12 protein-coding genes are annotated in these 13,825 nt (G+C 70.3%); 9 read left to right on the top strand and 3 right to left on the bottom strand.

Translation table 11 applies throughout. From position 1 onward, the window contains the following. The first annotated feature begins 1 nt into the window (after position 1). From modB to trxC, 5 genes are read left to right on the top strand one after another with little or no spacing between them, the layout of a single operon-like run. The gene (gene modB / locus CRP50_RS11220) at positions 2-700 is read left to right on the top strand and encodes a molybdate ABC transporter permease subunit (protein ID WP_097279250.1); all 699 of its coding nucleotides are present in this window, start codon (positions 2-4) and stop codon (positions 698-700) included. A 7-nt stretch (positions 701-707) separates the two neighbouring features. Then, a complete protein-coding gene (gene modC, locus CRP50_RS11215; protein ID WP_097279249.1) occupies positions 708-1,835 on the top strand; it encodes a molybdenum ABC transporter ATP-binding protein in 1,128 nt (375 codons plus the stop codon). Then, the gene (locus tag CRP50_RS11210; protein ID WP_097279248.1) at positions 1,832-2,218 is read left to right on the top strand and encodes a NifB/NifX family molybdenum-iron cluster-binding protein; all 387 of its coding nucleotides are present in this window, start codon (positions 1,832-1,834) and stop codon (positions 2,216-2,218) included. The genes modC and CRP50_RS11210 overlap by 4 nt, the downstream gene beginning before the upstream one ends. After that, positions 2,215-3,063 (top strand): ModD protein, encoded by an 849-nt coding sequence (gene modD / locus CRP50_RS11205; RefSeq protein WP_097279247.1) that lies wholly within the window; start codon positions 2,215-2,217, stop codon positions 3,061-3,063. The genes CRP50_RS11210 and modD overlap by 4 nt, the downstream gene beginning before the upstream one ends. A gap of 52 nt (positions 3,064-3,115) precedes the next feature. Further along, positions 3,116-3,574, top strand: coding sequence for a thioredoxin TrxC (trxC, locus tag CRP50_RS11200; RefSeq protein ID WP_097279246.1), 459 nt, complete (start codon positions 3,116-3,118; stop codon positions 3,572-3,574). Positions 3,575-3,587: 13 nt separating this feature from the next. Here the strand turns inward: trxC and CRP50_RS11195 are convergent, their stop codons facing one another. After that, positions 3,588-4,697 (bottom strand): SPOR domain-containing protein, encoded by a 1,110-nt coding sequence (locus tag CRP50_RS11195; protein WP_097279245.1) that lies wholly within the window; start codon positions 4,695-4,697, stop codon positions 3,588-3,590. Between the two features lie 257 nt (positions 4,698-4,954). Between CRP50_RS11195 and rpmI the strand changes: the two genes are divergently transcribed. The 4 genes from rpmI (at position 4,955) to pheT (ending at position 9,328) form a co-directional block, all read left to right on the top strand. Beyond that, on the top strand, positions 4,955-5,155 hold the full coding sequence (rpmI, locus tag CRP50_RS11190; RefSeq protein WP_097279244.1) for a 50S ribosomal protein L35: 201 nt from the start codon (positions 4,955-4,957) through the stop codon (positions 5,153-5,155). Between the two features lie 24 nt (positions 5,156-5,179). After that, positions 5,180-5,536, top strand: coding sequence for a 50S ribosomal protein L20 (gene rplT, locus CRP50_RS11185; protein WP_097279243.1), 357 nt, complete (start codon positions 5,180-5,182; stop codon positions 5,534-5,536). A gap of 325 nt (positions 5,537-5,861) precedes the next feature. Beyond that, complete coding sequence (pheS, locus tag CRP50_RS11180; RefSeq protein ID WP_097279242.1) at positions 5,862-6,938, top strand: phenylalanine--tRNA ligase subunit alpha; 1,077 nt, start codon at positions 5,862-5,864, stop codon at positions 6,936-6,938. Next, on the top strand, positions 6,935-9,328 hold the full coding sequence (gene pheT, locus CRP50_RS11175) for a phenylalanine--tRNA ligase subunit beta (RefSeq protein ID WP_097279241.1): 2,394 nt from the start codon (positions 6,935-6,937) through the stop codon (positions 9,326-9,328). The genes pheS and pheT overlap by 4 nt, the downstream gene beginning before the upstream one ends. Before the next feature lie 67 nt (positions 9,329-9,395). On the opposite strand, the gene CRP50_RS11170 is transcribed toward pheT, so the two are convergent. Both CRP50_RS11170 and CRP50_RS11165 read right to left on the bottom strand, forming a co-directional pair. Then, positions 9,396-11,915, bottom strand: coding sequence for a DEAD/DEAH box helicase family protein (locus CRP50_RS11170; RefSeq protein ID WP_097279240.1), 2,520 nt, complete (start codon positions 11,913-11,915; stop codon positions 9,396-9,398). Further along, on the bottom strand, positions 11,912-13,786 hold the full coding sequence (locus CRP50_RS11165) for a site-specific DNA-methyltransferase (RefSeq protein ID WP_141415111.1): 1,875 nt from the start codon (positions 13,784-13,786) through the stop codon (positions 11,912-11,914). Before CRP50_RS11165 ends, CRP50_RS11170 begins: the two co-directional genes overlap by 4 nt. Positions 13,787-13,825 lie beyond the last annotated feature (39 nt).

The raw sequence follows: 13,825 nt of genomic DNA, 5'->3' as shown, positions 1-13,825 counted from the left end.
CATGGAGGCGCTCGCCCTCACCGAACTGGAGCGGGAGGCCCTGTGGCTCAGCCTCAGGGTCTCCTTCTGGGCCGTCGCCGCCAGCCTGCCGGTCGGCATCGCCTGCGCCTGGCTGCTGGCGCGGCGCGACTTTCCCGGCAAGGTGCTGGTCGACGGGCTGATCCACATGCCGCTGGTGCTGCCGCCGGTGGTGACCGGCTACATCCTGCTGGTCACCCTCGGCCGGCGCGGTGTGGTGGGGCAGGCGCTGTGGGAGTGGTTCGGCGTCCAGATCGTCTTCACCTGGAAGGCCGCCGCCATCGCCGCTGCGGTCATGGCCTTCCCGCTCATGGTGCGGGCCATCCGCCTGTCCATGGAGGGGGTCGATCGCGGGCTGGAGGCGGCGGCGCGCACGCTCGGCGCCTCGCCGCTGCGGGTGTTCGTCACGGTCACCCTGCCGCTGGTGGCGCCCGGCGTGCTGGCGGGCGTGATCCTCGCCTTCGCGCGGTCGCTGTCGGAATTCGGGGCGACCATCACCTTCGCCTCCAACATCCCCGGCGAGACGCGCACCCTGCCGCTCGCCCTCTATACGGCGACGCAGGTGCCGGGCGGCGATGCCGCCGCCTTCCGCCTGTGCGTCATCTCCGCCGTCCTCGCCATGGCCGCCCTGGTGGCGTCGGAGGTGCTGGCGCGGCGCATGCAGAAACGGCTGAAGGGGTAGCGGGGCCATGCTCGACGTGTCGGTGCAGCGCCGCCAGGGCGCCTTCGCGGTGGATGCCGCCTTTTCCTCCCCCGCCGCCGGGGTGACGGCGCTGTTCGGCCGCTCGGGCTCGGGCAAGACCTCGGTCATCAACATGATCGCCGGCCTCGCCCGCCCCGACGCCGGGCGCATCGCCCTGAACGGGACGCCGCTGTTCGACTCCGCCCGCCGCATCGACCTGCCCATGGAGGCGCGGCGCGTCGGCTACGTGTTCCAGGACGGCCGCCTGTTCCCCCACATGACGGTGCGCGCCAACCTGACCTACGGCATGAGGCTGGTGCCGGCGGCGCAGCGGGTGATCGGCTTCGACGCGGTGGTCGGCATGCTCGGTATCGAACCGCTGCTCGACCGCCGGCCGGCGAAACTGTCGGGCGGCGAGAAGCAGCGCGTCGCCATCGGCCGGGCACTGCTCACCAGCCCGCGCCTGCTGCTCATGGACGAGCCCCTGGCGGCGCTGGACGAGACCCGCAAGGGCGAGGTGCTGCCCTTCGTCGCCGGCCTGCCCAAGGAATTCGCCATCCCCATCGTCTACGTCAGCCACAGCTTGGACGAGATCCTGAAGCTCGCCGACACGCTGGTGCTCATGAACGCCGGCACGGCCGTCGCCGCCGGACCGGTGGAGGACGTGGTGGGCCGCCTGCACCTGTCGGGCGCGCTGGACGCCGCCGAGGCGGGCGCCGTGCTGACGACGGTGGTGGAGGAGCACGACGCCGCCCACCACCTCACCCTGCTGCGCTTCCCCGGCGGCCGCATCGCCGTGCAGCGCATGGACCAGCCGGCCGGCGCCCAGGTGCGGGTGCGCATCCGGGCGAGCGAGGTGGGCATCGCGCTGGAGCCGCCGCGCCACTCCAGCTTCCAGAACGTGTTCCCGGCGCGCATCGTGGAGCTTGCCCCGCCGCGCGACGGGCAGGTGGACATCCGCCTCGACGCCGCCGGCGCCGCCGTGTGGGCCCGCATCACCAGCCGCGCCTGCGAAACCATGGCGCTGGAGCCGGGCCTGATCGTCCACGCCCTGGTCAAGTCGGTGGCGCTCACCCGCGCCGACGTCGGCCGCCACAGCCCCGTGCGGGCGGACGGAGAGGTGCACGCGCCGTGAAGATCGCCCTCGCCACCCAGGACTGCACCCGCGTCGACGCCCATTTCGGCTGGGCGGCGCACTTCATGCTCTACGACGTGACGCCGGATGGCGCCCGCTTCCTGCGGCTGGTGCGCTTCCGCGGGCCGCTCGCGGCCGACGGCGACGCATCCAAGCTGGCGCCCAAGCTGCGGGCGCTGCGCGGCTGTCGTCTGGTACTGGCGAGCGCCGTCGGGCTGGAGGCACGGGCGCACTTGCGCCGCATGGACGTCGAGCCGGTGACGGCGCTGGCCGGCGCGCCGGTGGACGCCGCCCTCGGCGCCCTGCGCGACACCCTGCGCCGCCGCCCGCCGCCGTGGCTGCGCCGCGCCCTGCAATCCGAGCGCCGGAGGCCGCCGCCATGACCACCCTGCCCGATGCCCTGCTGCTCTCCCTGCTGGCCGACGACGCCCCCTTCGGCGACCTGACGACGGAGGCGCTGGGCATCGGGTCGCGGGCGGCGCGGATCAGCTTCGCCGCCCGCGATCCCCTGACCCTGGCCGGCGGTGCCGCGGCCGCGCGCATGCTGGAGCTGGCCGGTGCGGCGCGGGTGGAGATCTTCGCCGCCGAAGGTGCGGCCCTCGCCCCCGGCGCCCCCATCCTCGCCGCCGAGGGCTCCGCCGCCGCCCTGCACCGCGCCTGGAAGGCGAGCCAGACCCTGGTCGAGACCCTGAGCGGCATCGCGACCCGCGCCGCGGCCATGGTGGCCGCCGCCCGCCGCGGCGACCCGGCCGCCGTGGTCGCCTGCACCCGCAAGACCTTCCCCGGCGGCAAGGCGCTGTGCGTCGCGGCCGTGAAGGCGGGGGGTGCGCAGATGCATCGCCTGTCGCTGTCGGAAACGGTGCTGCTGTTCCCCGAACACCTCGTCTTCGAGCCCGACCCCGCCGCCGCCATCGCCCGCGTCAAGGCGCGGCTGCCCGAGAAGAAGGTGGTGGTGGAGGTGGGCTCGCTCGACGACGCCCTGGCCGCCGCCCGTGCCGGGGTGGACGTGATCCAGCTGGAAAAACTGTCACCCGAACAGGCCGCCGCCATCGCCGCGGCCCTGCGCGCCCTGCCGCAGCCGCCGGTATTGGCCGCCGCCGGCGGGGTGACTGCCGACAATGCCGAAGCCTATGCCCGCGCCGGCTGCCGGGTGCTGGTGACCACCTGGCCGTACCTCGCGAAGCCGGCCGACGTGCAGGTGCGCCTCGGCCCCTTGCCGGGGCATTAGCGCTCCCTCATATACGGCGCAAATCGACCCCTTCCGCCGGAGCGCCTCCGCCATGACCGAGCCCACCGCTGCCGCCAGCGTCCAGATCGTCTGCCCGCACTGCCTCGCCGCCAACCGGGTGCCCGCCGACCGCCCGGCGGAGAAGGCCCGCTGCGGCGCCTGCAAGGCCGCCCTGTTCGACGGCCACCCCGTGGCGCTGACCGAAGCGACCTTCGACCGCCTGGTCGGCCGCACCGAGATCCCGGTGGTGGTAGACTTCTGGGCGCCGTGGTGCGGCCCCTGCCGCATGATGGCCCCGGCCTTCGAGCAGGCGGCGGCGCAGCTGCAGCCGCAGGTGCGGCTGGTGAAGGTGGACACCGAAGCCAACCCGGGCCTCGCCGCCCGCTACGGCATCCGCTCCATCCCGACCCTGGCCGTGTTCAGCCACGGCCAGGAGCTCACCCGCCAGTCCGGCGCCATGCCCCTGCCGCAGCTGCTGCGCTGGATCGACGCGGCGACGGCCTATGCGTGAAGGGGCGCCGGGCCTAGCTTTCCTTCGCGAAGCACTGCACGCCGGCCTTCTGGAGGCGGGCGCAGGTGGCGTTGGCGGCGGTGGAGTCGCGGAAGCTGCCGGTGGTCAGGCGCCACAGGCCGCCGCCCTGCTCGATGCGGGGTTCCGCGCCGGGCATGACGCTGCCCACCTTGCCCTGCCAGCGGCTCCAGGCCTGACGCGCCGCCGCTTCCGTCGACAGGGCGGCGAGCTGCAGCGTCCAGCCGCCGGCCGGCGCCGGGGCCAGCGAGACGCGGTCGGCGGCGGGGGCGGGCGAGGCGGTCGCTGCGGCCGGCGCGGGCGCCGCGGTCGCGACGGCGGTCGGCGTGTCCAGGCTCTCGCTGACCACCGCGCTGGTGGCCGAGGGCGTCGGCGTGCCGGCCAGCGGCTCGGCGGTGGCGGTGGTGACCTGGTCGGGATCGGGCACGGTGGGCGCGGCCTCGCCGCCGGGAGCGGGGCGGTAGGCCATCAGCTCCTTCTTCTCCATGCGGCCGTCGACGTCGCGCAGCTCCATCACCGTGTTGCGCACTTCGGGGGCGTAATAGAGCGTCTCGAACCGGCCGCCGCGCTGGCAGAACACCTCCACCGCCGTGAAGGCGCCGGCCGGCACCGTCACCTGGCGCGGGCCGCGGACCTCGCAGGTGTGTTCCACGGCGCGCTCGATGCGGCCGTCGTTGGCGGAGGCGAGGTCGGTGCGGTATTCCACCGCCCGCCCGGCGCGCAGCGGGAACAGCGTCAGGTCGCCGAGCGCGGAGGGCGTGAACAGCCGTGTGATCTGCGGTCCCGCCTCGGGGATGGAGCGGGCGGGCGGCAGCAGCGGGTCGGGGAAGGCCTCCCACCGCCGGCCGTCGGTGGCGGCCCACAGCACGTGCCCTTCCGGCGTGACGTCGATGACCTTCTCGATCACCTCCTCGCCGCCGAGCGAATAGGCCCAGGTGTCGTCCTTGCGATATTCGGGCTGCACCGAGCGTGCCATGGCGTCGCCGGTGGGCGGTGCCGCGCCGCGGTCGCGCCCCATGAGCGTGCAGCCGGCGAGCAGCGCGGGCACCAGCGCCACGGCGAGCGCGGCGGTGGCGGAGGGGCGGCGGCGAGGGCGGAGGGACATGGCGACTCCCGAGGGCGTGGGCGGTGCGACTCGGAGGCATGATAGCTGCCCGCGCGGGCCGGAGAAGAGAAAGTTCGCCGTTCACGCGCCGCGGCGCCGCGCGGGGGCTTGCGCAACGCCGCCGATCCGCCTATAACCACGCCCTTCCAAAACGGAGCGGCCAGGCGATGGCTCCCTCGGCGTACGCGCCGGGTGTTCAGGGCCTCGGGCATGCCGACCCGCTCTTACCGTGGTCACCCTAGCTTCAGAGGACCGAAATGCCCAAGCTGAAGACCAAGAGCGCTGCGAAGAAGCGCTTCCGCACCACCGGCACCGGCAAGGTGCGCGCCAACGTGGCCTACAAGCGCCACATGCTGCGCAACAAGCCCAAGCAGATGAAGCGGCAGGCGCGCGGGACGTTCGTCCTGTGCAAGTCCGACGCCGAAGTCGTCAAGAAGTTCTTCCTGCCCTACGCCTGATCCCTGCCCGGTGGAGTTTGAGACATGAGCCGAGTCAAGCGCGGCGTTACGACGCACGCCCGTCACAAGAAGGTCCTGAAGCTCGCGAAGGGCTACCGTGGCCGTTCCAGCACCAACTTCCGCATCGCGATCGAGAAGGTCGAGAAGGGCCTTCAGTACGCCTATCGCGACCGCCGCAACAAGAAGCGTGATTTCCGCGGCCTGTGGATCCAGCGCATCAACGCGGCCGTCCGCGAGCACGGCATCAACTACTCGACGTTCATGAACGGCCTGAACAAGGCCGGCATCGAGCTCGACCGCAAGGTGCTGTCCGACCTCGCCATCACGCAGCCGGAAGCGTTTGCGTCCCTGGTCAAGCAGGCCCAGGCGGCCCTCGACTAGGACGGCGGAATCGGTCATACCCGGCGCGAGCCGGGCGACGCCTGAAGATTCGAGGAGGGGCTGCCCGGCCGTGGCAGCCCCTCTTTGCCGTCTGGATGCTTGTTTTTCGCCCTCAGGCGCCGGGCGGGCGCTCCTCGCGCCCTAGGCTCCCGCGGCAGGGGCCGCGCGGCCCGCGCCAGAGGCGCGCAACAAACAGGAGCGACCCACCGGGTCGCGGGGTGCGCCGGCCAGACTGCGGCGAGTCAAGCTCTCCGCAGTCTGGTATAAGCGTCTGCATTTCAAACCGAACGGGGATTTCCCCGCCGCACAAGCACAAGGGAAGACCATGAGCACCATGGAGGACTTGCGGGCCGAGCTGCTCTCCGCCGTCGAGGCGGCCGCCGACCGCGACGCCCTGGACCAGCTGCGCGTCGCCGCCCTCGGCAAGAAGGGCCGCATCACCGACATGATGAAGGGCCTCGGCGCCATGAGCCCCGAGGAACGCCGCGAGGCCGGCCAGCAGCTCAACGCCCTGAAGGACACCGTCGCCGAGGCCATCGAGGCCCGCCGCGCCGTCCTGGACGAGGCCGAGCTGAACGACCGCCTCGCCCGCGAGCGCATCGACGTCAGCCTGCCCGTGCGCCCCGAGAGCGCCGGCAGCCTGCACCCCATCAGCCAGACCATCGCCGAGCTGACGGCGATCTTCGGCCAGATGGGCTTCACGGTGGCGGAAGGTCCCGACATCGACGACGACTTCCACAACTTCACGGCGCTCAACTTCCCGCCCGACCATCCGGCGCGCCAGATGCACGACACCTTCTTCCTGCCGGAGAAGGCCGATGCCTCGCGCCTGATGCTGCGCACCCATACCTCCACCGTGCAGGTCCACACCATGACCAGCACGAAGCCGCCCATCCGCATCATCGCGCCGGGTCGCACCTACCGCTGCGACTACGACATGACGCACACGCCCATGTTCCACCAGGTGGAAGGACTGGTCATCGACAAGACCACCCACATGGGCCACCTGAAGGGCTGCCTGATCGAGTTCGTGCGCACCTACTTCGAGCTGGACGAGCTGCCCGTGCGCTTCCGCCCGAGCTTCTTCCCGTTCACCGAGCCCAGCGCCGAGATGGACATCGGCTGCTCGCGCGCCGGCGGGGAGTTGAAGATCGGCGCCGGCGACTCGTGGCTGGAGATCCTCGGCTGCGGCATGGTGCACCCCAACGTGCTCAAGGCCTGCGGCATCGACCCGACCGAGTACCAGGGCTTCGCCTTCGGCATGGGGATCGAGCGTATCGCCATGCTCAAGTACGGCATCCCCGACCTGCGCACCTTCTTCGAAAGCGATCTGCGCTGGCTGCGCCACTACGGCTTCGCCGCCCTCGACGTGCCCAGCGTGACCGGAGGCCTGACCCGATGAAGTTCACCCTCTCCTGGCTCAAGGACCACCTGGAGACCGACGCGCCCCTCGACGTCATCGTCGAGAAGCTGACGGCCGTCGGCCTGGAAGTGGAAGAGGTCCACGATCCCGCCAAGGATCTGGCGCCCTTCATCGTCGGCCACGTGGTCGAGGCCGGTCCGCACCCCAACGCCGACCGCCTGAAGGTCTGCCGCGTCGACACCGGCGCCGAGCAGATCCAGGTGGTGTGCGGCGCGCCCAACGCCCGCCAGGGCCTGAAGGTGGCGCTCGCCCGTCCCGGCGACCGCATCCCCGACAGCGGCGACGTGCTGAAGAAGGGCAAGATCCGCGACGTCGAGAGCCAGGGCATGATGTGCTCGTGGCGCGAACTCGGCCTCGGGTCCGACCACACCGGCATCATCGAGCTGCCCGAGGACGCCCCGGTCGGCGCCAAGCTGACCAGCGTCGTCGACCTCGACCCGGTGATCGAGGTGGCGATCACGCCCAACCGCATGGATTGCCTGGGCGTGCGCGGCATCGCCCGCGACCTCGCCGCTGCCGGCCTCGGCACCCTGAAGCCGCTGGACGAGCCCGCCATCCCCGGCCGCTACCCGAGCCCGGTCGGCGTGGTGCTGGAGCACGACGGCTGCCCCATGTTCGTCGGCCGCCACGTGCGCGGCGTGAAGAACGGCGACAGCCCGGAGTGGCTGAAGAAGCGGCTGGAAGCGGTGGGCCTGCGCCCCATCTCGGCGCTGGTGGACATCACCAACTACGTCACCGTCGACCGCGGCCGCCCGCTGCACGTCTTCGACGCCGCCAAGCTGTCGGGGTCCGTGCGCGCCCGCCCGGGCCGCCCCGGCGAGACGCTGCTGGCGCTCAACGGCAAGACCTATGAGTTGGACGCCGAGATGGTGGTCATCGCCGACGACGCCCGCGCCCTCGGCCTCGGCGGCATCATGGGCGGCGAGGACGAAGGTGCGACGGCCGAGACCACCGACGTGTTCATCGAATCGGCGCTGTTCGATGCCGTGACCGTCGCCAACACCGGCCGCCGCCTCGCCATCGACTCCGACGCCCGCTACCGCTTCGAGCGCGGCGTCGACCCGCAGTCGGCGGTGTGGGGCTGCGAGCTGGCGACCCGCCTGATCCTCGAGCTGTGCGGCGGCGAGCCGTCGGAACTGGTGGTGGCCGGTGCGCCGCCGTCGGGCCCCGGCGCCATCTCCGTGCGGCCCGAGCGGGTGGCGGCGCTGGGCGGCGTCGACCTGCCCAAGGCGCGCATCGTCGAGATCCTGCGGGCGCTCGCCTTCACGGTCGAAGAGACCGCCGACGGCACCCTGTCGGTCCTGCCGCCGTCGTGGCGCCTGGACGTGACGGAAGAGCACGACGTGGTGGAAGAGGTCATCCGCATCCACGGCTACGACAACATCCCGGCGCTGCCGCTGCCGCGCTCGCCCATGCCGCCGGTGGTGCTGACGCCCCGCCAGCGCCAGCGCGAGTTCGCCCGCCGCACGCTGGCGACCCGCGGCATGATGGAAACGGTGACGTGGTCGTTCATGGCGCGCGCCCAGGCCGACCTGTTCGGCTTCGGCGATGACGCGCTGGTGCTGTCCAACCCTATCAGCAGCGACCTCGACGCCATGCGTCCGTCGGTGCTGCCGAACCTGATCCAGGCCGCCGGCCGCAACGCCGCCCGCGGCTATCCGGACGTGGCGCTGTTCGAGGTCGGGCCGGACTTCCAGGACGACACCGCCAAGGGCCAGCGCCTGGTCGCCGCCGGCGTCCGCGCCGGCCGCACCGGCCCGCGCAACTGGGTGCAGGCGCCGCGCGCCGTCGACGCCTTCGACGCCAAGGCCGACGCGCTCGCGGCGCTCGAGGCCGCCGGCTGCCCGGTTGACAACATCCAGGTGACCACCGACGCGCCCGGCTGGTACCACCCCGGCCGCTCGGGCGCCCTGCGCCTCGGCCCGACGGTGCTGGCGTGGTTCGGCGAGATCCACCCGCGCGTGCTGAAGGGCCTGGACGTCAAGGGCACCGTGGTCGGCTTCGAGGTCTTCCTGGAAGCGGTGCCGCAGCCCAAGACCAAGGGCGCCAGCGCCGGCAAGACCCGCCCGCTGCTGCGTCCGTCGCCCTTCCAGCCGGTGGAGCGCGACTTCGCCTTCGTGGTGGACGCCGCCGTGCCGGCCGAAAAGCTCATCCGCGCCGCCAAGGGCGCGGACCGCAAGCTGATCGGCGAGGTGCGGGTGTTCGACGTCTACCAGGGCGACAATGTGGGTGAAGGCAAGAAGAGCCTGGCCCTGTCGGTGACCCTGCAACCGCAGGACCGCACCCTGACCGACGAAGACCTGGAAAAGCTCCAGGCGGCCGTGGTGGCGGCGGTGGAGAAGGCCACGGGCGGCACGCTGCGGGCGTGAGGCTTGGGGTGATGGTGTGACGGAGGGGCGCTCCCGGTGGGGGCGCCCCTTTTTCGTCGCCGTCTGGTCAGGTCGTACGGCGCAGCATGTCGACGTCGAACTGCGCCACCAGACTGTTGGTTCGTGTAGCCGGATTGTATTCGACCTGGAAGAAGGTGGCGTCATCCTCCTTGTAGAAGAGCATGAGGATCTTGCCATATTCGATGTGGTCCGTGCGGACCTTGATGAGGGATGCCTCGTCGTAGATCCGTTCCTTGATCTCGACCAGTCCGATGTTGGAGAGACTGTCCCGACCATCCACGGCGACCACCAGGTCGGGGTAGTAGTGGCGCCCGTCCGGGCGGACGACCGACACCGCCCAATCCTTGCGGTCCTCGTTACGCATCCACCACCGGACAGCCCCATGGTTGTTGCCGTCGAGGATGCGCGCGAAGTTTCGCTCCCACCCGCTATCGAAGCAGGGCAGAAAGCGGCGCGCGTCCTCGGGCACTTCGCGCCGCAAGGGCGGCATGACGCCGTAGATGTTTCGCAGCGACGGGACGAGGCCGAACGGAGCGCGGATTTCCAGCGGAAGCGGTGCCGCATCCGTGCAGCGGACGTGTGTGCGCAGGGCGTTTCGAATGGCGTCCTGGATGGCGGGGCGGTTCAGGATGCCGACCAGTTGGAGGGTTCTGCGCAGCTTGCGTTCGTCGATCGTCCAGCCGCGATCAGTCAGCAACGTGCGCAGCTTGCCCAGAAGAGCCCTTTGCAGTGCCGCCGGATCGATACTGCCGCTGAATTGGAAGGAAGCTTGAGCCTCCTGACTGATCCGTCGTTCCGAAAGCGCATAGCCATGGGTGTGGACGGTGGCAGCGGTGGTGAAGACGTCGGTCTCGGTCTGGAGGACCTGCACGAAATCCTGATTGTATCGGTTCAGCATTTCCGGCGTGAACGAGAAGTACTGGACGACACGGTCGAGCAGGCCGTCATCGGCGACCGGAAGTTCCTCCCGGCGCAGGCGCGGCGGTACGGCAAGCTCGGACTTGAGGGTGTAGGTGTAGCCTGCGGGAGGGATGGTTCGTGCGGCTCCATGCCCTTGCCGCCTTCGCTCCGCCGTCAGATGCAGCACGCCCGTCAACGTCATCTGAAGTGGCGAGGCGGAGGCCGTGGCCGTGGCGCTGCCCGCGGGTGCGGCGGCGGGTTCTGCCGCCGCACCCGTTTCGCTCGGGACCGTCCCCGCCGCGAACTCGGCCTGCCATCCCGTGTCGCGGTCGGCGATGATCACCCGGTCGCCCGCTACAGAGACCACCCGGATATTGTCTGTAACCAGTTCCATGCCGGTCCGCAGGTCCTTGATGTCGGTCGCGGCCCTGACGAGGCCATCCTGGGAGCCCGGATTGGCGAGGAAAACGTAGCCGTACTCGAGCAGGTCCGACAGGTTCTCGCGCGGCTGGATCAACGGATGGACCCGCATGATCCGCCCCAGGACCTGCAGGCCGAACTCCTTCGACCGGGCCCGTCGGACGGAGGCCAGGATCCACGCGCGTGGCACGTCGAAGCCGGTTGCCGCGGCCAGCTTGAAGATCAGGAACTCGGTGTCGTGATCGTTGGCGAGCGCATGAAAGCTCGCATCGGGTTCGTCTGCGGTGTGGACCGCGATCCTGCCCTCGGGTACGCCGTTCGCGATCAACAACGTACGCATTCTGGCGACGCCGTCCTCGCCGTCGCCATCGTTCTCCACCTGCACGAGCGTGAGCGGGACGACCGGGATCGATGCCGCCTCCAGCATCGCGCAGAGTTCTCGGTGGTGGCGCACGGTCGCGGTGATGCAGACTTCCACCGGGTCGAGCAGGCGTTCGTCCCGCGGGTCCGGCTCGAAGGTGACGGCGCGAATACCCTGCTTGTTGAGGCGGTTCGCCACGGCATCTTCCCGACTGACTTCGACCCAGCCGAGCCGCTCGAAACCCACCGCGCGCTGGAACAGCTCCACGTCCGCGTCCTTCGGGGTCGCGGTCGTCAGGATGGTCACGTCCGGCTTCAGGACCTGTTCGTAGAACTGCCGGGCCTGGGCGGCGCCCGCGGCCGTGAAGCCGTGATGGCTTTCGTCCACCACTGCCCCGATGCGCCAGCCGTTTGCCCGCAACGCAGTGATCAGAGCATCGACGGACGGCATCTCGTCGTCGTCCTGTCGCATGCGCCTCGTCGCCGCATCCTGCACGGCAAGTCCCGCCCACGTGGTGACGAAGACATCGCCGCTGCGGGTGTGACCCGCGTCGCGATCATGAACCGGATTGCGGACGCGCAACCCGGGGCATTCGCCGCGTAAAGCGGTCGCCGTCTGGCCGACGAGGCCGCTGAAGGGGGTGAACCAGAACCACACCAACTCGTGCGCCGCCGTTGCCGGCGACGTCGCAAGCAGTTCGAGCGACCGCCCGATGGTCAAGGTCTTGCCGCTGCCCGTGGGGGCCTTGAGCAGCAGGCAGCCCTTGTGCCTGATGATGGCGCGTTGCTGGTGAGCGTCGGCGCGGGTGAGGTCGACGAGAAGCGACGCCACGGACTGCACGATGGCGTCGCACGCCGTCTCCTGAAAGTCCTTCAGCGTGATCATTCGGGGATCTCCTGCATCAGGTCGGCCGGGACGGCCCGGACGGTCACGCGCTGCGGGTCGACGGCATCCAGGATCGGCCCGGGCACCCGTGCCCAGACGACGAGCGGCGTCGTGGCCGCCAATGCCCGGATCCTGTCGACGACGGCGGGCGTGGTGCGTGGCGCGAAGACGATGCGCGTCAACTCGTCGCCGCCTTGCTGGAACGGTGCGTCCTCATCGAACGGCCGCAGGGGCAGGTCGTGCAGGAGCTGGATGGAGGTCCAGACGTCGGAGTCCGCCAGGTCGTAGGGAACGTCGCCGTAGCCGACGGCATCCAGGCGCAGATAGGCGAAGTCGCCGGGGAGGCCGGGGACGCCGACCTTCCTGGTCTTCTTCTGCACCTCGTAGCCGGCGATGACGCGGCGCAGGCGCTCGGCGCAGACGTCGCGGCAGATGTTGCGGCGGGGTGCCGCCCGGGTGGCCTCGGTGTTGGAGACCAGGATGAAGCGTCGGTTGCCGCCGTCCTCGGCATTGAGGGCGAGCACGGCATGTCCGGTGGTGCCGGAGCCGGCGAAGACGTCGACGACCAGCGAGTCTTCGTCCGTCACCTGCTGCAGCAGCGCCTTGATGAGGCTCGGCGGCTTGGGATAGTTGAAGGTCTTCTCGCCGAACAGGGCGTTGATGAGCTTGGTGCCCTCTTCCGTCATGGGCGCCGTGATCTCGGTCACGTCGTCGTCCTCCGCCGCCGGGTCCTTGGCGTAGCGGATCCAGCTCGACAGCGGCTGCGTCTGGTGGTGCAGGTCCTTCTTGTAGCGCTTGATTTGCGGGCTGCCCCAGCCGACCGGCTTGCCGACCCAGAAGTCGAGGTCGGGGAGATCGCGGCGCAGCATGGGGGCGTTCGCTCGCCACGGCACGTCGCCCGAGTCGATGGCGGCGAGGAGAGCGTCCTTGGTCGCCCAGGTCTCCACCCGGTCCTCACTGGGGAAGACGATGGCGCCTTCGTCGAGGAGCTGGTCCATCGTCTTCGTCTTGACCCGCTGCTTGCGCTTTCCCTCAGACGCCATTACGTGGCGCCAGACCGCATTCGGGTTGCACGGATACCAAATGCCCGTGGCGGGATCTTGCAGCGGGAAGTAGCTGTTTCGCCGCTCAGTCATATCCTTCGGCTGCGTCAAATTATCCAGCCGCCACGGCCCTTTTCCGTCCCCGTCGTCGAAGACATACTTGTCGAAGGTCTTCTCCGTCCCCCCGAAGCGGAACTTCGGCCCGCCGTAGACGAGCACATGCTCGTGGTTGACCGACAGGAAGTGGTCGGCCTTGTCGTTGCCGCCGATGCGGGAGCGCCACACTAGGCTGCCCACCCGCATGTTGGGGAACACCTGGTCCATCAGCAGCTCGAGCTTGGAGCGGTTCTCGTCGCTCATGCACACCAGGATGACGCCGTCGTCGGTCAGCAACTCGCGGGCGAGCAGCAGGCGCTGGTAGAGGAATTCCAGCCACAGCGACTGGCGGAAGCGGTCGGTCTTGCCGACGAACCGGTCGTTGTAGACCCAGTCCTTGTTGCCGGTGTTGTAGGGCGGATCGATGAGGATGCACTTCACCTTGCCGCGCCACGCCGCCAGCATGTGGCGCAGCGCCGGATGGTTGTCGCCCTCGATCACCAGGTTGCGCCAGGGCGCGGTTCCGCACGACAGGTCCGGCTCGAGGCGGAGGGCGGGAAAGGCCTCGGTGATCCCCAGGTCTTCCTTCAGATGTTCGCGTTCCCACACGAGTGTCAGCGGGCGGATGCCGTCGCGCCGCTCCAACAGGTCGACCAGTTGCTGCTTGTTGAGGCTTTCGTAATGCTTGCGGCGCTCGGCGACCTTGAGCGCCGGCGGCTTGACCAGGACCATCCTTCCCCTCCCGCTGGTGGTGCAGGACAGCCTGTTACC

This window comes from Caenispirillum bisanense, from assembly GCF_900230255.1.
GTDB lineage: Bacteria > Pseudomonadota > Alphaproteobacteria > Rhodospirillales > Rhodospirillaceae > Caenispirillum > Caenispirillum bisanense_A.
The sequence above is the reverse complement of the archived record's forward strand: the minus strand, read 5'-3'. Positions and strand labels throughout refer to the sequence as shown.